The following is a 20,362-nucleotide window of genomic DNA, read 5'->3' on the forward strand; positions in this document are numbered from 1 at the left end:
CTACGGGCGCCAGTCGATCAGTACGCCGTCGTAGAGCTCGGCGTCCGTGAGCTCCAGGGGGGTCGGGCCCGCGTGGAAGAAGGCCGTGTTGCCGGTCTTCAGCTTGCGCAGGTAGTCGAAGGCCTTGTTGTCGTGGTCGCCGAACGCGACGAAGGAGAAGAACACCGAGGGGTGGGACTTCGCGGCGTCGGTGAGGGACTGGGTGGCCGGGGTCTTCGCGTCCGGGGCGCCGTCGGTCTGGAAGACGACCAGGGCGGGGGTGCCGGGGGTGACGTGCTCGTCGTAGTGGGCGAGGACGGCCTGGACGGCGGCGTGGTAGCTGGTACGGCCCATGCGGCCGAGGCCCGCGTGTGCCTCGTCGATCGCGTTCTCGGAGGAGGCCGGGGTGAGGTCGACGGTGCCGTCCACTTCCGTGGAGAAGAAGACGACGTGGACGGTGGGGGGCTCGTCGTCCGTGAGGTGCTTCGCGAGGGCGAGGGTCTGGTCGGCGAGGGCCTGGGCGGAGCCGTCCTTGTAGTACGGGCGCATGCTCGCGGAGCGGTCGAGGACGAGGTAGAGCTGCGCTCGGGTGCCGGTGAGGTTGGCTTTGGCGAGGGCGGTGGCGGCGGGGGTGGTGGCGGCGGGGGTGGTGTCGGCCTCGGCTTCGCCTTCGGCGGGCTGGTCGTTCCCACCCGCACCACCCGTGACGGTCTCGTCGTCGGGTGCGGGTGCCTCCTGTGGGGCGTCCTCGCCGTCGGCGGCCGCGGCGACATCCGTGGCGGCCTCGGCCTCGGGGACGGTCTCCACGACGGGCTCGGGCTCCGGCTCGTCCTTCGCCGCGGGCTCGTTGGCGACGGGGGCCTCCGGCTCAGGCGCGGTCTCGGCAATGGGCTCAGGCTCGGCCGTCTCCGCGACGGGCTCCGCCTCCGTGACGGGCTCCGGCTCGTCCTTCGCCTCGGGCTCGTTGGCGACGGGGGCCTCCGGCTCAGGGGCGGTCTCGGCAATGGGCTCAGGCTCGGCCGTCTCCGCGACGGGCTCCGACTCCGTGACGGGCTCCGGCTCGTCCTTCGCCTCGGGCTCGTCGGCGACGGCAGCCTCCGGCTCGGGCGCGGGCTCGGTCTCCGCCTCAGCAGCGGCCTCGGCAACGGGCTCAGGCTCGGCCGTCTCGGCGACGGGCTCGGGCTCCGTGACGGGCTCGGGCTCCGGCTCGGCCTTCGCCTCGGGCTCGGTGGCGACGGCGGCCTCCGGCTCGGCGACGGGCTCGGGCTCCGGCTCGGCCTTCGCCTCGGGCTCGGTGGCGACGGCGGCCTCCGGCTCGGCGACGGGCTCGGGCTCCGGCTCGGCCTTCGCCTCGGGCTCGGTGGCGACGGCGGCCTCCGGCTCGGCGACGGGCTCGGGCTCCGTGACGGGCTCGGGCTCCGGCTCGGCCTTCGCCTCGGGCTCGTTGGCGACGGCGGCCTCCGGCTCGGCGACGGGCTCGGGCTCCGGCTCGGGAGCCGTTTCCGCGACGGGCGTGGTCTCCGGCTCGGGAGTGCTCTCCGTGGTCGGGGCGGTCAGCGGCTCGTCCTCGGTGGTGGTCTCCGTGACCGGTTCCTCCGCCGCCGGCTTGTTCTCGGCCTCGGTCTCGGCCACCGGGGCGGTGGGCTCCTGCTCCTCCACCGCCGGCTCGGGTTCCGTTTCGGCAACCGGCTCGTCCGTCACCGCGGCTTCCGGGGCGGTGGTCTCCGCCTCCTCGGCCTGCGGCTCGGCGGGCGTCGTCACGGCAGGCTCCGCCGCCGGCTCGGCCGAGGCCTCCGACGGGCTGCCCTCGGTCTCCGCCTCTGTCGGCTTGGGGACCGAGACGTTGTCGAAGGCGGCCGCGACCAGGTCGTGCTCGTCGGTGCGCGGAGCTTCCGGGGTCGATTCGGTGCGGGGGGACGGGAGCCGGGGGGACGCCGTCGGCTCGGGAGCCGGCTGCGAAGGGGTCTGGTCGGCACCCTCTGCTTCGGCGGCACGCCCCTTGCGTGACCTGCCGAACGCGTTTCGAAGGAGAGTGAGAATGCCCATGCGCGCAACCCTTCGCGTGAGTTGAAACCGTCAATCACTGGCCAGGACGGACACGTAAGGTTAGCGGCCCCGCATGGCGATCTTGGGCAGGGGCACTAGACGGGGCATCCGTCTTTGTCAACGGCCCCACGGTTCCCGGGGGTTCACTCCCCATTCACCCGGTCGCAGTGTCCCCGCGCGGGTATACCCCTACCGTCACGATCACACCAAGGGGTCGTAAGGGGAGAGCAAAGTGCGCAAGCTGCTGCCGATCATCTCGCATCCGGGCGGGCGGTCCGCCCTGACGTGCCGGTTCCGGTGCGGTGACGCCTGTTTCCACGAGGTGCCGAACACCAGCGCCAACCCGTACGTGGGCGACGTCATCGCCGACGCCATCGGCCGCCGCTCGCTGATGCGGGCCGCCGCCGTGGTGACCGTCGCGGCCGCGGCCGGTACGGCCGGTCTGGCGGGGGCCGAGCCGGCCGCCGCGGGCGCGCGGTCGTACGGGAAGCCGAAACCGGGCGGTGCGGGCGCCCGCGGGCTGCGGTTCGGCGCCGTCGCCCCCAACACGGTCGACGCCGTCGTCGTGCCCGACGGCTACGCCCAGAACGTCGTCATCCGCTGGGGCGAGCCCATCCTGCGCGGCGCCCCCGCCTTCGACCCGGAGCACCAGACGGCCGCCGCGCAGGCCGGGCAGTTCGGGTACAACAACGACTTCCTCGCCCTGCTGCCCCTTCCGGGCGAGCGGGGGCGGCAGTTGCTCGTCGCCAACCACGAGTACACGGACGAGATCCTGATGTTCCGCGGCTACGACGCCGCTCGTCCGACGCGGGAGCAGGTCGAGGTCGCCTGGGCCGCGCACGGTCTGTCCGCCGTCGTGGTGGAGGAGGACCGCAGGACCGGGCGGCTGACCGCCGTGGCCCGGCACCACCTCAACCGGCGCGTCACCGCCACCACCGCGTTCCGGCTCACCGGGCCCGCCGCCGGCAGCCCGCTGCTCAGGACGTCCGCCGACCCGACCGGCACGAAGGTTCTCGGCACCCTCAACAACTGCTCCGGCGGGACCACTCCCTGGGGGACCACCCTGCACGGGGAGGAGAACTTCAACCAGTACTTCGCGAACGGATCGCGGGCCACGGACAAGCGCTACGGCGTCGGGACGGGGGCGACCGAGCGCAAGTGGGAGCGCTTCGACCAGCGGTTCGACCTCGCCCAGGAGCCCAACGAGGTGCACCGCTTCGGGTACGTCGTCGAGTTCGACCCCTACGATCCGGCCTCCACGCCCCGCAAGCACACCGCGCTCGGCCGGTTCAAGCACGAGGCGGCGACCGTGCGGCTCACCGCCGACGGGCGGCCCGTCGTGTACTCCGGCGACGACGAGCGGTTCGACTACTTCTACAAGTTCGTCGGCAGCAAGCGCATGCGGCACGGGACGGGCCGGGCCGTGCGCGAGCACAACCTGTCCCTGCTCGACGAGGGCACGCTGTACGTCGCCCGGCTCACCGGTGACTCCCCCGCGGTCGAGATCGACGGCAGCGGCAAGCCGCCCGCCGACGGCGAGTTCGACGGCAGCGGCCGGTGGATCCCGCTCGCCACCGCCACCGCGGACGGCGCCGTCTCGCACGTCGAGGGGATGTCGGCCGAGGAGGTGTTCGTCTTCACCCGGCTCGCGGGGGACAGGGTCGGCGCCACCAAGATGGACCGGCCCGAGGACATCCAGCCCTCCCCGCACACCGGCAGGGTGTACGTCGCCCTCACCAACAACTCCAACCGCGGTGTCGGCGCGAACGCCAAGGCCGACGAGGCCAACCCGCGCAACGCCAACAAGCACGGGCACGTGTTGGAGCTGACTGAGCGTCACAACAGGCCGGAAAGTGTCGAGTTCGCCTGGTCTCTCTTCCTCGTCGCCGGTGATCCCGACGACCCGGCCACCTACTTCGCCGGGTTCCCGAAGGACGCCGTCAGTCCGATCTCCTGCCCGGACAACGTCGCCTTCGATCCGCACGGCAACCTGTGGATCTCCACCGACGGCAACCAACTCGGCTCGCACGACGGCCTGTTCGGCGTCGCCACGCGCGGCGAGCGGCGGGGTGAGCTGAAGCAGTTCCTCACCGTGCCGACCGGTGCGGAGACCTGCGGGCCGGTGATCCAGGAGCGGCGCGTGCTCGTCGCCGTGCAGCACCCGGGCGAGGTCGACGGGGCGTCCGTGGAGAAGCCCGCGAGCACCTGGCCCGACGGGCCCGGCCGGATCACCCGCCCGGCCGTGGTCGCCGTATGGCGCCGGGACGGCCGCGACATCGGCGTCTGAGACGCCTCGGCGTCCGGGGCGCCCGAGCGTTCCGCGGGTGGCCGGAAGTCGTCTACGGCAGGGCGGGAACCGGGGTGCGGTGGTGCGGTGTGCTCCCCGCACCCTCCAGTTCCAGCCAGGCCCGGTACGCCGGCGCCTGCCGCGCCGCCTCCCGGTACGCCTCCTCCAGCGCGGGCAGGGCGCCGTCGAGGTCCGTCTCCGTGCGGGCCGCGAGGAGCAGCCGTACGCCGAGGGGGTCGCCGTGCAGGCGGCGCACCGCCATGTCCGGGCGGGAGAGCGCGGTCGGCTGGCAGACGGTGACGACCTCGCCGGTCGCCACCAGGGCGGCCGCCGTGTGGTAGTCGCCGTGCAGGACGTGCGGGCTGATGCCGGCCGCGCGGAACATGCGCTGCACGGCCTCCCACTCGCCGTCCACCGTGGGGTCGATCATCCAGCGGTCGTGGGCGAGTTCGCCGACGTGGACGGCCGGGCGGGCGGCGGCCGGGTGGTCGACGGGCAGCAGGACGAACTGCGGTTCGCGGTCCACGAGGACGCGTACGCGCAGGCCGTCGGGGACCCGCAGCGGGCTGCCCTCGACCTCGTGCACGAAGGCGACGTCGAGCTGTCCGTCGGCGACCATGCGCAGCAGGGCGTTCGGCGAGACGTTCATGTGCAGGGTCGGCTCCTGCCCGCGGGCGCGCAGCCGGCGCAGCCAGCCCGCCAGGGCCTTGCTGGCGGTGGAGCCGACGCGGAACTCCTGGCCGCCGGCGGCCGCCGCCCTGGCCTCGGTGACCAGGGAGCGCATCTCGGCCACCAGCGGGCGGGCGCGGCTGAGCACCAGGCTGCCCAGCGGGGTGGGCCGGCATCCGGTGCGGGCGCGGACGAACAGGGCGCCGCCCAGCTCCTGTTCGATGCGGCGCAGTTGGGTGCTCAACGACGGCTGGGCAACGCCCAGTTGGCGCGCGGCGCGGTGCAGGCTGCCGGTGTCGGCTATGGCGCACAGCGCGCGGAGGTGTCTCACCTCAAGCTCCATGCCGTCGGAGCGTAAAGCGGAATCAAAGGTTTCACCAGACGCACAAATCCCGCCGTGCACAGGTGAATCGGGCCCGGACCGGGGCGGTGATACGGCCGTGCTATCGCCGGTTGCCATCATCACAGCCGCCCCACAGGCGCCGACACTCACATCGAGACTCACCCCCCACCAAGGAGTCCTCGATGACTTTGTCATTCTCCCGTACGGCGGCCGCGGCCGCTCTCGGCCTCGCGGTCCTCGGCCTCGGCACGGCGGTCCCGGCCTCCGCCGCACCGGCCCCCGCCCCGTACTCCGGCTACACCGGTTCCCCCGCCGAGGCGAAGGCGAACCGGGCCTTCTTCGACGCCGTGCTGAAGTCGGTCGCCGAGAAGCGCGCCGCCCACCCGGACAGCGCCGCCGCCGTCACCGTCGTCTACGACGCCTCCCGCGCGCCGTCGTTCAGCGCGCAGATATCCCGCAGCGCCCAGATCTGGAACAGCGCGGTGTCGAACGTGAAGCTGCAGTCGGGCTCGTCCTCGAACGCCGACTTCAGCTACCGCGAGGGCAACGACTCCAGAGGCTCGTACGCCTCCACCGACGGGCACGGCAGCGGCTACGTCTTCCTCGACTACGCGCAGAACCGGCAGTACGACTCCACGCGCGTGACCGCCCACGAGACCGGCCATGTGCTGGGGCTGCCGGACCACTACTCGGGCCCGTGCAGCGAGCTGATGTCGGGCGGCGGCCCGGGGACGTCGTGCACCAACGCCCAGCCGAACGCCAACGAGCGGGCCCGTGTGAACCAGTTGTGGGCGAACGGCCTCGCCGCCGCCCTGGACAAGGCCCTGAGCAAGGGCTGACCTCCGCCGAGACCTGACCCCACCCCCCACACGGTGCGGGCCGCCTCTCCTGCACGAGGCGGCCCGCACCCGTCTGTGCCGCCCCCGGGCCCGCCTCAGCCGGGCCGGTGGAGGGTGATGTCCACGAGCAGCGCGCGATGGTCGGTGCCGGCGAGCTTCAGGAAGCGGGCGCCGTTCGCGGAGAAGTCCTTGGTCACGAGGACGTGGTCGATCTGGGCGCCGAAGGCGGGCGTGGTGCGCGACGGCCAGCTGGGCGTGCGGTCGTGGCCGGCGAGCCGGGCCGTGTCGCGCAGGCCGGTGTCCAGGATGCGGCGGAAGGCGGCGTGGTCCTGGGAGGAGTTGAAGTCGCCGGCCAGGATCATCGGCGTACCGGAGCGGGCGGCGGCCGCCTCGCGCAGCCGGCCGAGTTCGCGGCGCCACACCCCGACCTGGCCGGGCAGCGGGGGCATGGGGTGCGCGAGCTGGAGCCGTACGGCGTGGCCGCGCACGTCGGCGACGGCGCCGGGCATGCCCATCTCGCCGCGCACCCCGGCGGCGCCGGTCAGGGGCAGCCGGCTCAGGACGAGCGACCCCTTGGACCCACCCGCCACGACGGCCTGCCGGTAGGGGTAGCCGGTGCCGAACTCCCGGCGGAGCGTGGCCTGGCAGGTGTACTCGCACTCCTCGACGAACACGATGTCCGGCCGGTGCCGCCGGATCTCGGGGACCAGGGCCGGCGTGCCCCGCCCGAACTCGACGTTCGACGTCAGCACCGTGAGCTCGGCGAGGGGGGCGCCGCCGGGTTCGTCGACCCTGCCGTACGGCTCGATGAACCAGGCCAGGAACGCGAGGACGAGCAGCGCCCACACCATGCCGGGCCGCCAGCGGGCGAGCAGGGCGAGGAGCAGGGCGAGCGCGGTGGGGACGAGCAGCCAGGGCAGGAAGGCCAGGAGCTGGGTGACGGGGGTGAGGGCGTCGGTGCCGGCGGCGCGGCAGGCGACGACGGTGCTGGTGGCTGCCAGCAGGGCGCCGGATGTCCAGGCACCGAGTCTCCTGGCGGGCGCCCGGCGTCCGCGCGGGCCTCGCTGGGGGCTGCCGCCCCCAGGCCCCCGCTTCGGCCCTGAAGGGGCCTCGTCCTCAAACTCCCCCACTCTCGACTTCGCTCGATCGGGGGGACCCCCATGACGGGCTGGTTGATCCACGCATCCCGAGCCTACGCTTGCGCGCTCATCCCCGTCACGGACGGGTGATCGGCTGCGCTCAGGTCGGGGAGCGGTGACACGGCTGTCGGCGGACCGGGTCTGGGCGGGCGCGGGTGCAGGTGGCGGCTGAGCCAGGCGGCGAGGGCCACCGCCAGGCCGATGGTGACCAGCAGCCAGGAGGCCTCGCGCAGGGTCGTGGTGAGGGCGTCGTAGACCGCGCCCGCGGCCGGTCGGTGCACCGCCTCGGGCAGGTCGGCCAGGGTGAGACGGCGGCCGACGGCGACGGCGAGGGCGAGGCAGGCGCCGCCGAGCGCGGTGCCGAGGCCGGTCGCGGTCAGCGCGCGCCGGCGGCACGCGGCGACCGCGAGCCCGGCGACGGCGAAGACCACGGCCGCCAAGGGGAGCCAGAAACCGGCGACTTCCAGCACGTGGAACCCTTTCCGGAGCCGGTCCAGGTCCTGGGCCGGGAGGACGTCTACCGCCGTGTGCTCGACCGGGATGCGGGCGGCGAGCGGCATGTGCTGATCGGTGAGACGGCGCTTGACCTGGGCGGTGACCGGCGCGAGGTCGACCCGTACCGCGCGTTCGCGGTCGTCGCGCAGGGCGTGCAGGACGGCGTCGTGCAGGGCGCGGTTGGCGGAGTCCCAGGCCGCGCGGAAGGTCTCGGTGCGGGTGAAGGAGCGGACCGCGTCGTGCACGTAGGGGCCGACGGCGGAGCGCATCGGGCGGACCTCGGGGCGGTCCCCGACCTCGTCCATGACCTGGGCGCCCACGGTGTCCGCGACCGCGCCCTGCACCGCCGGGTCACCGGCGAGCGGCGCCATGGTGCTGACGTAGCGGCCGGTGTCGGCGAGGTCGTACGCCGCCCAGGCCGCCAGCGCGCCGCAGGGCGCGAGGAGGCAGGCGAGGGCGAGGAGGGCGGCCGACAGGGCGCTCCTGAGGCGTATGGACACCCTCTCAGGCAAGGCCCCGCGGGCCCGGCGCGCGAGCGGTGCGCCCGCATCCGGGTGCATCCGCGCGGCATTCGGGTGCACGCGGGCGGCCGAACGGGCGCTGTGCGAGGGAAAGCAGGCCGGAACTGGGGGTTCCGCTCTCCGGTGGAGGGTTCACCCGAACGGGTGTCTCATGGTGCTGGGGAGAAGGAGGCCGATCATGCGCACCACTCCGGCCCTGCGGACCCTGACCGCTGCCCTGTTGGCCGGTGGCACCCTCGTCGCCGCCGCGACGGGCACGGCAGCGGCGGCCCGGACCTCGCAAGTACGGGGCGGCGGCGGTCCGATCTGGGGCACCGTCGTCTCCCGTACCGCGCTGAACGTCCGGGCGGGACCCAGCGTCGACTCGCCGCTCGTCGACCGGCTGTCGCCCGGCAGCCAGGACCGTGTCCTGTGCATGGTCCGCGGCCAGAGCGTCGACCGCAATCCGTACTGGTACTGGCTCGTCGGCGCGCGGGGCTGGGCCAGCGCCGAGTTCGTGGACACCGGTGGCCGCCGGGTGCCGACCTGCGCGGACCCCTGTCCGCGGTGGCGGGACGGGCACTGGGCCAACGCCGACCACAACGACCCGAGCTGGAGCGCCACCTGGGCGGTGACCACCACCGTCACCGTCACCGTGACCACCGGAAGGTGAGGGAGCGGGTGGGCCCCGGCCGTCATGGCCGGGGCCCACCCGTGTCCGTGTCCGCCCGTCAGCGGATGCGGTGCCCCTCGGCGTCCTCGCGCGTGTAGTAGCGGTAGAAGAACACCAGGAAGACGGCCGCCGTCACCCCGACGCCCAGCGCCACCGACCGCAGGATCGAGTCCCCGGTCTGGCTGTACAGGAAGCCGACGGCCGCGCCGGCGAAGGCCGACTTCACCAGCGAGTGCAACTCCCGCTTCAGCAGCGGCGCGAAGGTCGCGACGGCGATGCACAGCACGATGAACACGACCGCGGTCACAAGGCCGAACAGGATGTTCCAGCCGGTGATCTCGCCGCCGTGGCGGCGGTTGGTGGCCGCCCAGAACCCGTAGACGAGCCCGAGGACCACGGGGATCGCGTACCGGGCCACCGTGTGGACACGCTCGTCGAACAGGTCGGGTGTGCGGGTGGGCCGGTCGGCACGATTGGCCCGGACCTTCCCCATCATTCCGCCGCCGCGCGCGGGTGCCGCATGAGCCATGAGAGGACTCCTCTCTCTCCTCGCCCCTGCCTTCCAGGGCACACCTGGGCGGGGGCCCTGGCAAGTCGGCGGGAGGGGAGGAAGCGGACGTTCGCGGTCCTGCGGTGACGGCGCGGCGGTCGCAGCGGTTACGGTGCTGACGTACGTGATCGACGGGGGATGGGGAGGGAACGATGCCCGGAACCGTGCTGCTGCTCGCCGCCGCCCCGGCGGGCAGGGGCTGCCTGGTGGACGCGGCGTCCGTGCTTCCCGTCCTCGCGGCCGTCCCGCCCGCCGTCCTGTCCGGCGCGGACACCGCGAACGTCGTCGAGCTCGCCGACCCCCTGGAACCGCAGGCCGTGCTGACCCGGCTGCGTGCCGCCGCCGGCGCGCCCGGGCCGCTCACCGTCTTCGTCACCGGCCAGCTCCAGCTCGACCGCCGCCAGCGGCTGCCGCATCTGGCGCTGGCCCGCACCACCCCCTCCACCGTCCGCTACACCGGCCTGCCCTGGCACTGGCTCAAGGAGGAGCTGCGCCTGCGCCCGCCCGGCTCCACGACGCTCTTCGCCGACCTGCACGCCGACGCCGAGACCTGGCAGTGGCTGGCGGCGAACCGTCTCGACTCCGGTCACAACAACGCCGTCTACGGCCGTGTCGCGCCGCCCGCGGCCCGGCGGGCGGTGGCGGTGCCGACGTACATGAAGGCCGTGGCGACCATCCTGCGCAGCGGATGGCGGCCGCCGGTGGAACAGCTGCACCAGCAGGCCCTCGCACGCATCGCCGAGGAGGGTCCGGGCATCGTGCTCACGGCCGCGCGGCCACCGGTCGCGAGCGTCCCCCCGCTCCCCGCGACCCGGCCGGACCCGCACGCCGCCATCACCGCCGCCGTCCAGGCCGGCCGGCACCCCGACGCCGACTCTCTCGCCGCCGACCACGAGCGGGCCGCCGTACAGGCCCATGGCGCCGGCTCCGAACAGGCCCTGCACTGGGCGGAGGTGCGCGCGGACCTGGCCATGCTGGCCGGGGATCCGGTGCGCAGCTGCCGGGCCTGGATGCTGGTGGCGCTGGCCCGGCTGTCGGCCGGGCAGGCCGTGGACGCGCCGGCGGTCGAGGCGGCCGTGGACCGGGCGCACCACCAGTGGGGGCAGATCCGCGACGCGCAGGAGGCACGCCGGATCGGGCCCGCGCTGGCCGACCTGCGCGCCCGGGTGCCGGGGCGCCGGCAGGGTGCGCTGGACCATGTCCAGCGCCAGCTAAGGCAGTTGCAGACGCAGAGCTGACAACTCCCCTGCGACGTACGGTGACGACCCCTGTCCCCTGAGCAACCGTGGTGTCATGATGGTGACTTATGGCTGAGGGGGATGGAGTGGCCGACCAGGAGATACGCGTACGCCTGGACCGCACCGCCGGTGACCGGGACGTCGTGGCGCTGCGGCAGTGGCTGGAGCGGGAGGAGCCGCTCGCCGAGGGGCTGCGGCGCGGCGAGTTGCAGATCGAACTGCGCGACCGCAGGAACGAGGACCCCGGTACGCCGATGGGCTTCGGCACGGAGGTCGTCGTCGTGCTGATCGGCGGGGCCGCCTCCGCCGCCTTCAAGGAACTGATGGTGGCGGTCCGGCTCGCGGTCGTGGCCTGGCGGGAGAACCGCCGCAGCGTGGAGGCCGGCGATCCGCCCGAGGCACAGGTCGGCGGTGCGGCCGACGACAGGTAGTGCCGTGAACCGCTTCGACCCGCGGGGCAAGGCGAACCGGGCACTGCTGGTCGGCGTCGGCGAGTACGACCACGTCGATCCGCCGCACGGCGTGCCCGGGCCGCTGCCGGCCGTGGCACACAACCTGACCGGGCTTCAGGAGGCGCTGCGCGGCGGGCGGGTCTTCGGCGCCGACCAGATCACCGCTCTCGCCTCGCCCGACCTCGGCACCTTCCACAACGCCCTGCGCGAGGCCACGCACGACGCCGAGGGCCTGCTGCTGGTGTACTTCGCCGGGCACGCGGCGGTGCCCAGCGCCGCCGAACCGCTGTTCCTGCAGCTGCGCGGAGCGGAGATCTACCGCGGCGAGGCGTCCGTCTTCCCCGGCGCCGAGGCCTTCGACACGGTCCTGGGCATGCTGGCCGCGAGCCGGGCCGAGCGGATCGTGGTGATCCTCGACTGCTGCTACGCGGGCAACGCCTCCCACGTCTGGGAGCAGTGGGAGCCCTTCGAGGACCGTCGGCGCGTGCTGCTGCTGATGAGCGTGCAGCCCAACCACCGCATCGACGCGGGCGACGACACCACCCCGACCCCGTTCACCGCCGAACTCGTGCGCCTCCTCGGCCGGGACGGCGAGGTCGGCTTCGCCCGGCTCGCCGCGGACGTGCGCGCCCGGATGGAGGCCCTGGACCTGCGGACCCTGCGCGACCGGCCGTGGCGGCCCTTCAGCCGGATGGAGGCCGAGGCGGACGTCCTGCTGTCCGCGCGGGGTGCCCCCGCGCAGCCGCCCGGCAGCCGGCCGACGCTGCCGATTACGCTCCGGCCCGGCGCCCCGACCTCGTCCACCGACACCCCCGGCCCCTCCGACGACCAGTCCAGGCTGCCGCCCGCCCGCCGTCCCCCGCTCCCCCACCGGCTCCGCACCGCCCTCGCCGCCCTGCGCGCACGCACCCGGCGCGTCCTCGACCGGTTCAAAAGGCTGTCCCGCCCCGCCCGGGCCGGCGTCGTCCTCGCCCTGGCCCTCGCCGTCCTCGGCGCCGGCTCCGTCGGCGTCGCCGCCCTGCTGCGCGGCTCCGCCTCCTGCGCCCCGCCGCTCGAACTGCGGGTGCTGACCGACCCCGACCTGGAGCCGACGGTCACCGCGGCGGCCGACGCCTACCTCACCTCGGACGCCGACACCGACGGCCACGGCTGCCGGCGCAGCGGGATCACCGTCTACGGCGCGGGCGCGGCCGACGCGGTCACGGCACTGCGGCGGCAGACCGAGGACTGGCGGGAGCCGCACGACGAGGACCTCAACCCGCAGCGGGACGTCGGACCGCAGCCCGACGTGTGGATCCCCGCCACCCCCGCGGACGTCGACCGCGTCAAGGACGGCCAGGACACCGCGGCCGTGGCCCACCTGGTGCCGGCCGGCGGGCCGCTCGCCTACTCGCCGGTCGTCCTCGCCGTCCCCGACTCCGTTCCCGGCGCCGGACCGCGCACCCGGCGGCCGCTGTCGGCGATGCTGGGCGCCCTGACCGCCCGGACCGCCGACTTACGGGTGCGCCGGCCCGACCCCGAGTACGCCGACGCCGCGCTGCTGGCCACGACGGGCCTGTACGGCACCGGCACCGCGCAGGCGGCCGACCCCGGGCGCGCCGAGCGGCTGGTCGCCCAGGCGGGGCCGCCCTCCCGGACCGCCGCCGACCTGCTGTGCGCGCTGCCCGAGGACCCGTCCGCGGACGCCGCCACCGCCGCCCTGGTGCCGGAGTTCCTGCTGAGGACCGGCGTCGGCTGCGACCGTACGACCCGCGAGCGGCGCACCGCCCGGTACCCGGACGACGTGCCCGCCGTCGAGCCCACCTTCGTGCGGGTGCGCTGGGACCACGGCGACCGGGACGGCGCCGCCCGCGACGAGGCGGCGAAGGCCTTCCGCACCTGGCTGGCCGGGCCCGGCGGCCGGGCGGTGTTCGCCCGCGACGGGTTCCGGGACGCCCGCCACCGGGCCCTGCTCGACGGCGAGAACGCCGCCGACGGGGTGCTGCGCGCCCCGTCCCCGCGCACCGAGGGCGCCGCGAGCGGTGCCATGGACCGGGCGCTGGAGCGGTACCGGGGCGCGGGCGGACCCGGCCGCGTGCTCTACCTGCTCGACGACTCCGGTTCCATGGGCGGCCTCTGGGACGGGCCCAGCGGCGGCCCCGGACTGCTGAGGCAGTCGCTCGGCGGCCTCGGCTCCGGCGACGAGTTCGCTGTGTGGACGGTGTCGGGACTGGGCGAGCGGCCCTACACCACGCTCCTGCGCTACGGCCACCACACGCGCAAGGAGGCCGAACGGGCCGTCCGTGGCGCGAGGGTCCGGGACGCCGAGGCCGACCCGCACGCCGCCCTGGCCGCCGCACTCGACGAGATGCACCGCCGCGGCACCGACGACAACCGCCCCGAGCTGATCGTGTTCATCACCGACGACGAGGACGACGGCCGGCTGACCGGCGCCGCCCTCGACGACGTGCTGAACAAGGCCCGCGCGGGCAAGGGGCGGGTGCCGGTGACCATGGTGTCCCTGGTCAGCGGCGGCTGCGACCGCGGCAGGCCGGACGCGGCGATCTCCGCGGCGAGCGGCGGCCGTTGCCTGGACGCCGACGACGACCTCGGCACGGGCCTGGCCGACGAGGTCGCGCGCACCGGAACGGGGGAGGACTGATGGCTCTACGGCGCCTGGCGGCCGTGGCCGCCCTGCTGCTGCTCACCTCCTGCACCGGCGGGACGGGAGACACCGGCGCGTCCTCCGCGCAGGAGGTGCCCGGCGAGATCGTCATCGCCAGCGGCCGCGACGTCACCGGCAAGAACGGCATCCGCGAGCAGCTCATCGAGGCCTGGAACCGCGCGCAGGACAAGGCGGGGACCGGCTACCACGCCCGCCTGGTCGAACTCTCCGGCAGCGCCGACGAGCAGCGCAGCCAGCTGCTCGGCGCCCTGCAGTCCGGCAGCGCGTCCTACGACGTGGTGAACCTGGACGTCACCTGGGTGCCGGAGTTCGCCGCCGCCCACCTGGTGCGCCCGCTGCCCGGCTCACTGATCCCCGGCGACGTCATCGACTCCGTCGCCAGCACGGCCCGCTGGGACGGCAAGGTGTACGCGGTGCCGTTCAACAGCGACGTCGGGCTGCTGTTCTACCGGCGCGACTGGCTGCGCGACGCCGGCGTCCAGGAGACCGACCTGAGCGCGAAGGACACCTCCTGGACGGACATCGACGCGCTGATCGGCGACGTCGACGACCTCGCCCCCAAGGGCTACCAGAAGGGCTGGACCACACAGCTCGCCGGCTACGAGGGCCGTACCGTCAACGCGATCGAGGCGTTCACGACGGAGGTGCCCGAGCTGAGGCTCACCGACGCCGAGGGCCACTACGACGGTGACGTCGACAAGCTGGCGCAGGGCATCGCGGAGCTGCGCCGGCGCACCGCCTCGCCCTATCTCCTGCCCGCCGCCGTGCACTCCGACGAGCCGGCCTCGATGAGCGACTTCGCGGACGGCCGCACCGCGTTCCTGCGTTTCTGGCCCTACGGCTACCGCAGCCTCTTCCAGACCTTCACCGAGAAACAGCTGGGTGTGGCCCCGCTGCCGGGCGCCGCGGTGCTGGGCGGGCAGAACCTCGCGGTGACCGCCTCCTCCCCGCGGGCGCACAAGGCGGCCGAGCTGATCTCCTACCTGACCAGCGCCGAGAGCGAACGCTGCCTGCTCGACGCGGGGTTCGCGGCCACCCGCACCTCCGCCTACCGGGATCCGGACCTGCACTGCACCACGGGCACCGCGGCACCGTCCGCCTCGCCCACGGGCGAGCGCACCGACCCGATGCCCCGCGACGCCGACGGCCGCCCGAAGTACGCCCGCGGGATCCTGCTGCCCGCCCTGCAGAAGGCCGTTCAGCGCCCCCGCACGCCGCTGTACGGCGCCTTCACCCAGACGTTCATCGCGCAGCTCGGCGCCCTGTTCGGCGACAGCCCGCCGACCGACGAGAAACTGGCGAGCGCCCTCGACCAGGCCCTGCGCAAGGCCCTGCCCGACTAGGGGCTAGCTCTCCAGGCAGGCCAGGGCGCCCGACACCAGGGTGCGCACGCCCGGGGCGACCGTGGCGAGGTCCGGGGCGAACTGCGGGCTGTGGTTGCTGGGGACGGCCAGGAACTTCTCCATCAGGTCCGCCCCCTCGGCGGCCTCCCACACGTCGGCCCGGGTCGTCGTGACGAACCAGTACGAGTACGGGATGCCGCCCTGGGCCAGGTGCGAGAAGTCCTCGCTGCCCATCACCGGCCCGAAGTCGAGGACCGTCCCCGCCCCGAGCACCTCCTCGTGCACGGCCGCGACCAGGCGGTCGGTCTCCGCGTCGTTCACGGTCACCGGGAAGGTCGCGCCCACCGTGATCTCCGGCTCCCGCGGGCATCCGGCGGCCAGCGCCTCGCCGGCCGCGATCCGGCGGATCGCCGCGAGCATCCGCGTCCGCACCTCCTCGGACTGGGTGCGCAGGTTCAGGGCGATGCGCGCCTCGGACGGGATGATGTTGTGCCGGGTGCCCGCCTCGATCCGGCCCACGGTCAGCACCGCCGAGTCCTTCGCGGGGATCTCGCGGGAGACGACGGTCTGCAGCCGGGTGACGAGATGGGCGGCCGTGACGACGGGGTCGACGGTCGTCTCGGGCCGCGAACCGTGCCCGCCCCGCCCGTGCACGACGATGTCGACGTCCGTCGACGCCGACATGATCAGGCCGGGGGAGTGGGCGTAGAACCCGACCGGGCCCGGCGCCGCGTGCTGACCGAGCAGCACGTCCGGCCGCGCGAACCGCTCGTAGAGGCCGTCCGCGACCATCCGCTCGGCGCCCTGCCCGGACTCCTCCGCGGGCTGTCCCACCACCAGCAGCGTGCCGTTCCAGGTCTCCCGCCCCGCCGCCAGCGCCCGGGCCGCGCCCGCGAGCCAGGTGACGTGCAGGTCGTGCCCGCAGGCGTGCATCACACCGGGGGTCTCGGAGGCGTACGGCAGCCCGGTGTCCTCCACGACCGGCAGCGCGTCCATGTCGGCGCGCAGCAGGACGGTCGGCCCGTCCCCGTTGCGCAGCAGCCCGGCGACCCCGGTGCCGCCGACGCCCTCGGCGGTCTCGTAGCCCGCCTCGCGCAGTTGCTCGGCCAGCCGTCCGGCCGTGCGGTGCTCCCGGAGGGAGAGCTCGGGGTGGCGGTGCAGGTCCCGGTAGAGGTCCTCCAGGGCGGTCACCGGCAGGTCGGCGGTCAGGTCGAGGGCGGTGCGGGCGGCGGCAGAGGTCATCCCCGCAGCGTACGCACGGCGGCCGCCGACGTCAGGGGCTTGCGACGGCGTGTGCTGCCTGCTGGACCCGGGCCGCCGGCTGCTGATCGTCCGCCGCTCTCGCCGGTCCCGCGTTCGCCGCCAGGACCAGGGTCGCCACGGCGATCAGCGCGGCGGCGAAACCTCTTGCGTAGCGCTCGGTGGGGCTGGTGCGTTCCTGCACGGCGACCTCGCGACAGCGGTGATTACAGCAACGGGTTAAGCATGTTTAATCCGTGGCTTAACCTAGGGGCGGGCGGGGGCTAACAGCAAGAGGGCCAGGGGGAGTTGGGATGACAGACCGCGACGAACCGGAGGTCATCGGCAGACGGGTGCAGCAGCTGCGGGCCGCCCGCGGGCTGACGCAGAAGCAGCTCGCCGAACCCGCCTACACCCCCGCCTACATCTCCACCCTCGAAGCCGGCCGGGTGCGCGCCTCCGACGAGGCGCTCCGGCACATCGCCGAGCGGCTCGGAGTGGCGTACGAGGAACTCGCCACCGGGCGCCCTGCCCGGCTCGCCACCGACCTCAGGCTCCGGCTCACCGAGGCCCAGCGCACGCTCGCCGGCGGCGAGGCCGAGCAGGCCGCCGAGCTGTACGCCGCGCTGCTCGCCGAGGCCGAGCGGCACGACCTCGTCGACGTCCAGGCCGCCGCCCAGCTGGGGCTCGGCGAGTCGGCCCTCGACACCGGTGAACTCACCGACGCCCGACGGCACTTCGAGCGGGCGGAGAAGACCCTCGCCGACGCCCCGCTGCCCGCCCGCGTCCCGGCCCTGCGCGGACGCGCCGTCTCCCACTACCTGGCGGGCGAACTCCGCTACGCCGTCTACCTGCTGGAGTCCACCCTCGACGAACTCAACCGGGGCGGGCTGCACGACCCCGACGCCCTGCTCCTGCTCTACGCCAGCATCATCGGCCCTTACATGGACATGGGCGCCCACGCCCGCGCCGCCCAGGCCGCCGAACTCGCCCTCGCCCTCGCGCCGCAGTCCGGCGACCCCGCCCTCGTCGCCCGGATGCACCGCTCGGTCGCCCGTACCCTGCTCGCCGAGGGCCGTATCGCCGAGGCCGACGCCTCGCTGGCCAAGGCGTCCGAGCTGTACCGCACCCTGCAGATCCGCACCGAACTCGCCAACTGCCACTGGATGCGCGGGTACGTGTGCGCCCAGAACGGCGAACTGGAGCGCGCCGAGGCGGAGTTGCGGCAGGCCCTGGAGATGCTCACCGCCAAGCGGGCCGCCCTCTACAGCAGCCAGGTCGCCGTCGAGCTCGCCGACGTCCTGCACCGCCGCGGCAAGTCCGAGCAGGCCGCCGCCCTTCTCCACGACACCCTGAACGACCTGAACTCCGAGCGTGGCGCGCTGCACTCCGCCGCCGCCCACCGCCTCCTCGGCATCATCGCCGAGGACGCCCGCGACACCGAGACCGCCGAGGAGCACTACGTACGGGCGCTCAGCCTGCTGGAGCGGGCCGGGGCGGCCGGCGACCTGGCCGACCTGTGCCGGCTGCTGGGGGACCTGCTGCGCCGGACCGGGCGGGTGGAGGCGGCCCTGGACGCCTACCGGACCGGGCTGGGCCACCGTACGGCGCCGGGCACCACCACCCTCGGCCCGGCCCCGGCGCAGCCGCCGCTGTGACCGTGCGACGGCCGCGGTGGCCTCGTGCGGGGGCGGGCGGCCGGGTTTCGGGCGTGCTCACACGGGTAGTGCGGAAAGTCCCGAGTGGGCGTGTCACGAGTCCGGGCCCCTGATTCGGCCCGTCCGCCGCGAGGAGACGAGGACGGTCGCAGTACGGCTGTGACCGAAGGAGGCGGTGGCCGTGCGGTCCGGCGACGACCGCGAAGGGTTCTTCGACGGTGCTCCTGGTCCCGGGGACGACCGCGCCCCGGCCGAGGCCGTGATCGCCGAAGGGCTGCGCGGGGCCCGGCCCGAGGAGGTCCCCGACCGGCTGTGCGCCGCGCTCGTGGACCTGCTGCCGGTCAGCGGCGCGAGCGTCTGCCTGCGGTCCGAGGGGCTGCCCGTACGCATCAGCGCCAGCGACGACGCGGCCTCCTACCTCGCGGAACTCCAGGCCACCGTCGGCGAGGGCCCGGGGATGCTGGCCGCCCGGCTCGGCGCCACCGTGCTCGCCTGCGACCTCACCGCCGGGCACGACACACAGCGCTGGCCGATGTTCGCGCACCAGGCGACGGCCGCCGGGGTCGCCGCCGTGTACGCGCTTCCGCTGGGCGTCGACGCGCTGTGCGTCGGCACGCTCGAGCTCTACCGGGGCACCCCCGGAGAGCTGACCGAACGGCAGCTGCGCACCGCGCGGCGAGCGGCCTGGCTCCTCACCGAGGCCCTGGTGACACTCCCGTGGAAGGAGAACGCCGAGCGGGGCGACGAGCCCTGGGTGTCCGGGCTGGCCGCCGACCACGACGAGATCAACCAGGCCGTCGGCATGATCATGGCGCAGCTCGGAGTCGACGCGGCGGAGGCGCTGGACCGGCTGCGCGGCCACGCGTTCGTCCTCGGCCGTACGGTCCTGGACGTGGCGCGGGACGTGGTGGCGCGCAGGACGAGGTTCGACGGCGACCTCTAGGATCGGCCCATGGACATAGTGGGTTACTCCCTGGCCGCCCTCATCCTCGTCGTCGGCGTCGCCGGCATCGAGAGCCGGATCTCCCGCGCGGACAGGCGAGTCGCCCGCGTCGAGCGCAAACTCGACCTGATCATCGCCCACTTGGGGATCGACGCCTCGGAACCCTGGAACGACGAGGTGGCCGCGCTGGTGCGCGACGGCAAGAAGATCCAGGCGATCAAGGTCTACCGGGAGGCCACCGGGGCCGATCTGCGCGAGGCCAAGGAAGCCGTGGATCGGCTGGGCTAGGTGGTGGGGTGCGCCTTGTGCGCTAGATCTGGGCTCGGCCCGACTTTCTGACCTCCGCCAGTCGGCGTACGCCCGTCTCCACCGCCGCTCGCGTCGCGTCCGGTGAGACGTCGCCCAAACCGCCCAGGCTGACCGCGATCGTGTCGTCGCCGACCCGGACCGCGGCGACGTCCATCGTGAGCACCGTCGTGTCGCCGTCCGCCGTCTCGCTGCTCAGCGTCACCCGCAGGCCCTGCCGGGCGTCGCCGATCCGCGGCAGGTCGGCCTCCCTGACGGTCACGCCCTGCACGGCGCCGTGCGCGGTGACCGCCGTGAACGTCCCGCAGTCGCGCGGCAGCGACTGCAGCCAGCCCAGCGTGCGGTCCACGTCCGGGGTGCTCAGGGCGAGGACCTGATACCGCAGCTGGGTCTGGTCCAGCGGGTCGTCCAGCCCCGTCACCGCCCGGGCTCCGGTGTCCCCGCCGAACAGGTCGTCGGCGTACAGGGCGTCCAGGAGGCGCCGGCACGCGGGCGACTCGGTCGTGGCCTTCAGCAGCCCGTCCCGCCAGGTCGCCGCCCCCTGCGTCGGCGCCCACGGCTCCCCGAGGTCGGCCGCGGTGACGAGGGCCGCCTGGGCCTCGGCCTGGGTGAGGACCCGGGGGGCCGGCGGCGAGGTGGCGGCGGACGGTCGCGCGGAGGCGGGGGTCTTGTGCGCCGTGGGGGTGCCCGCCGTGCAGGCGGTCGCGGTGAGCAGCGCGGCCGCGCCGAGCACGGACAGGGCGGAGGGGGTGAGGAGGCGGGCGGGGGTGCGGGGCATCGGGGGCCTCCCGGGAGGGCGGGCAAGATCGGCTGCCTCTCCAAGGGACCACTCCGTGGCCGGTGCCACCAGCGCGACGGTCCGTACGGGCTACCTGGAAAACGGCTCGCGTCGTGGATTCGGCGGGCGCTACGGTCTTCTCATGCAGCGCGCCTTCTCGTGTTCCACGACGACGCCGGAGAGTGTCCCGGCGCGCTGATCGACGTCCGAAGCCCCGGGG

The 20,362-nt window shown here is 74.4% G+C and carries 18 protein-coding genes; 10 read left to right on the forward strand and 8 right to left on the reverse strand.

Annotated elements, in window-relative coordinates:
- A complete protein-coding gene (locus tag M8J74_RS09710; RefSeq protein WP_249835983.1) occupies positions 1-2,025 on the reverse strand; it encodes a VWA domain-containing protein in 2,025 nt (674 codons plus the stop codon).
- A gap of 232 nt (positions 2,026-2,257) precedes the next feature.
- On the opposite strand from M8J74_RS09710, the gene M8J74_RS09715 reads away from it, so the two are divergent.
- On the forward strand, positions 2,258-4,312 hold the full coding sequence (locus M8J74_RS09715; RefSeq protein ID WP_249835984.1) for a PhoX family protein: 2,055 nt from the start codon (positions 2,258-2,260) through the stop codon (positions 4,310-4,312).
- Between the two features lie 52 nt (positions 4,313-4,364).
- Here the strand turns inward: M8J74_RS09715 and M8J74_RS09720 are convergent, their stop codons facing one another.
- On the reverse strand, positions 4,365-5,324 hold the full coding sequence (locus M8J74_RS09720) for a LysR family transcriptional regulator (protein WP_249835985.1): 960 nt from the start codon (positions 5,322-5,324) through the stop codon (positions 4,365-4,367).
- 182 nt (positions 5,325-5,506) lie between these two features.
- Between M8J74_RS09720 and snpA the strand changes: the two genes are divergently transcribed.
- Positions 5,507-6,163 (forward strand): snapalysin, encoded by a 657-nt coding sequence (snpA, locus tag M8J74_RS09725; protein ID WP_249835986.1) that lies wholly within the window; start codon positions 5,507-5,509, stop codon positions 6,161-6,163.
- 95 nt (positions 6,164-6,258) lie between these two features.
- Here the strand turns inward: snpA and M8J74_RS09730 are convergent, their stop codons facing one another.
- Positions 6,259-7,167 carry an endonuclease/exonuclease/phosphatase family protein gene (locus tag M8J74_RS09730; protein ID WP_249836103.1) on the reverse strand — a complete coding sequence of 303 codons (909 nt, stop codon included), beginning with the start codon at positions 7,165-7,167 and terminating at the stop codon, positions 6,259-6,261.
- A gap of 188 nt (positions 7,168-7,355) precedes the next feature.
- Positions 7,356-8,297, reverse strand: a complete 942-nt coding sequence (locus tag M8J74_RS09735; protein ID WP_249835987.1) for a hypothetical protein — start codon at positions 8,295-8,297, stop codon at positions 7,356-7,358.
- Positions 8,298-8,496: 199 nt separating this feature from the next.
- On the opposite strand from M8J74_RS09735, the gene M8J74_RS09740 reads away from it, so the two are divergent.
- A complete protein-coding gene (locus M8J74_RS09740) occupies positions 8,497-8,970 on the forward strand; it encodes an SH3 domain-containing protein (RefSeq protein ID WP_249835988.1) in 474 nt (157 codons plus the stop codon).
- A gap of 58 nt (positions 8,971-9,028) precedes the next feature.
- Here the strand turns inward: M8J74_RS09740 and M8J74_RS09745 are convergent, their stop codons facing one another.
- Positions 9,029-9,499, reverse strand: coding sequence for a hypothetical protein (locus M8J74_RS09745; protein ID WP_249835989.1), 471 nt, complete (start codon positions 9,497-9,499; stop codon positions 9,029-9,031).
- Between the two features lie 173 nt (positions 9,500-9,672).
- Here M8J74_RS09745 and M8J74_RS09750 point away from each other — a divergent pair, with 173 nt between their 5' ends.
- The 4 genes from M8J74_RS09750 to M8J74_RS09765 all read left to right on the forward strand — a co-directional run bounded on the left by M8J74_RS09750 (position 9,673) and on the right by M8J74_RS09765 (position 15,218).
- A complete protein-coding gene (locus tag M8J74_RS09750; RefSeq protein ID WP_249835990.1) occupies positions 9,673-10,758 on the forward strand; it encodes a hypothetical protein in 1,086 nt (361 codons plus the stop codon).
- 68 nt (positions 10,759-10,826) lie between these two features.
- Positions 10,827-11,189, forward strand: a complete 363-nt coding sequence (locus tag M8J74_RS09755) for a hypothetical protein (RefSeq protein WP_249835991.1) — start codon at positions 10,827-10,829, stop codon at positions 11,187-11,189.
- A gap of 4 nt (positions 11,190-11,193) precedes the next feature.
- Positions 11,194-13,851: a substrate-binding domain-containing protein gene (locus tag M8J74_RS09760; protein ID WP_249835992.1), complete on the forward strand. Its 2,658-nt coding sequence runs from the start codon at positions 11,194-11,196 to the stop codon at positions 13,849-13,851.
- A complete protein-coding gene (locus M8J74_RS09765; RefSeq protein ID WP_249835993.1) occupies positions 13,851-15,218 on the forward strand; it encodes an extracellular solute-binding protein in 1,368 nt (455 codons plus the stop codon). Before M8J74_RS09760 ends, M8J74_RS09765 begins: the two co-directional genes overlap by 1 nt.
- A gap of 3 nt (positions 15,219-15,221) precedes the next feature.
- On the opposite strand, the gene M8J74_RS09770 is transcribed toward M8J74_RS09765, so the two are convergent.
- Complete coding sequence (locus M8J74_RS09770; RefSeq protein ID WP_249835994.1) at positions 15,222-16,460, reverse strand: amidohydrolase; 1,239 nt, start codon at positions 16,458-16,460, stop codon at positions 15,222-15,224.
- 31 nt (positions 16,461-16,491) lie between these two features.
- Entirely contained in the window at positions 16,492-16,662 is a 171-nt protein-coding gene (locus M8J74_RS09775) for a hypothetical protein (protein WP_249835995.1), read from the reverse strand.
- 109 nt (positions 16,663-16,771) lie between these two features.
- Here M8J74_RS09775 and M8J74_RS09780 point away from each other — a divergent pair, with 109 nt between their 5' ends.
- From M8J74_RS09780 to M8J74_RS09790, 3 genes are all read left to right on the forward strand, one after another.
- Positions 16,772-18,115, forward strand: a complete 1,344-nt coding sequence (locus tag M8J74_RS09780; RefSeq protein WP_249835996.1) for a helix-turn-helix domain-containing protein — start codon at positions 16,772-16,774, stop codon at positions 18,113-18,115.
- Between the two features lie 181 nt (positions 18,116-18,296).
- Complete coding sequence (locus tag M8J74_RS09785) at positions 18,297-19,058, forward strand: GAF and ANTAR domain-containing protein (protein WP_249835997.1); 762 nt, start codon at positions 18,297-18,299, stop codon at positions 19,056-19,058.
- Positions 19,059-19,067: 9 nt separating this feature from the next.
- Positions 19,068-19,346: a ribosomal protein L7/L12 gene (locus M8J74_RS09790; protein ID WP_249835998.1), complete on the forward strand. Its 279-nt coding sequence runs from the start codon at positions 19,068-19,070 to the stop codon at positions 19,344-19,346.
- Between the two features lie 22 nt (positions 19,347-19,368).
- On the opposite strand, the gene M8J74_RS09795 is transcribed toward M8J74_RS09790, so the two are convergent.
- Positions 19,369-20,142 (reverse strand): hypothetical protein, encoded by a 774-nt coding sequence (locus tag M8J74_RS09795; RefSeq protein WP_249835999.1) that lies wholly within the window; start codon positions 20,140-20,142, stop codon positions 19,369-19,371.
- Positions 20,143-20,362 lie beyond the last annotated feature (220 nt).

Source organism: Streptomyces panaciradicis, from assembly GCF_023516615.1.
In the GTDB taxonomy this organism is placed as follows: Bacteria; Actinomycetota; Actinomycetes; order Streptomycetales; family Streptomycetaceae; genus Streptomyces; species Streptomyces panaciradicis.

Excerpts from the sequence above, each read along its gene's own strand:
- M8J74_RS09710 (WP_249835983.1), bottom strand. The coding sequence starts at position 2,025 with ATGGGCATTCTCACTCTCCTTCGAAACGCGTTCGGCAGGTCACGCAAG.
- M8J74_RS09720 (WP_249835985.1), bottom strand. The coding sequence starts at position 5,324 with ATGGAGCTTGAGGTGAGACACCTCCGCGCGCTGTGCGCCATAGCCGAC.
- snpA (WP_249835986.1), top strand. The coding sequence starts at position 5,507 with ATGACTTTGTCATTCTCCCGTACGGCGGCCGCGGCCGCTCTCGGCCTC.
- M8J74_RS09740 (WP_249835988.1), top strand. The coding sequence starts at position 8,497 with ATGCGCACCACTCCGGCCCTGCGGACCCTGACCGCTGCCCTGTTGGCC.
- M8J74_RS09745 (WP_249835989.1), bottom strand. The coding sequence starts at position 9,499 with ATGGCTCATGCGGCACCCGCGCGCGGCGGCGGAATGATGGGGAAGGTC.
- M8J74_RS09750 (WP_249835990.1), top strand. The coding sequence starts at position 9,673 with ATGCCCGGAACCGTGCTGCTGCTCGCCGCCGCCCCGGCGGGCAGGGGC.
- M8J74_RS09755 (WP_249835991.1), top strand. The coding sequence starts at position 10,827 with ATGGCTGAGGGGGATGGAGTGGCCGACCAGGAGATACGCGTACGCCTG.
- M8J74_RS09765 (WP_249835993.1), top strand. The coding sequence starts at position 13,851 with ATGGCTCTACGGCGCCTGGCGGCCGTGGCCGCCCTGCTGCTGCTCACC.
- M8J74_RS09770 (WP_249835994.1), bottom strand. The coding sequence starts at position 16,460 with ATGACCTCTGCCGCCGCCCGCACCGCCCTCGACCTGACCGCCGACCTG.
- M8J74_RS09780 (WP_249835996.1), top strand. The coding sequence starts at position 16,772 with ATGACAGACCGCGACGAACCGGAGGTCATCGGCAGACGGGTGCAGCAG.
- M8J74_RS09790 (WP_249835998.1), top strand. The coding sequence starts at position 19,068 with ATGGACATAGTGGGTTACTCCCTGGCCGCCCTCATCCTCGTCGTCGGC.
- M8J74_RS09795 (WP_249835999.1), bottom strand. The coding sequence starts at position 20,142 with ATGCCCCGCACCCCCGCCCGCCTCCTCACCCCCTCCGCCCTGTCCGTG.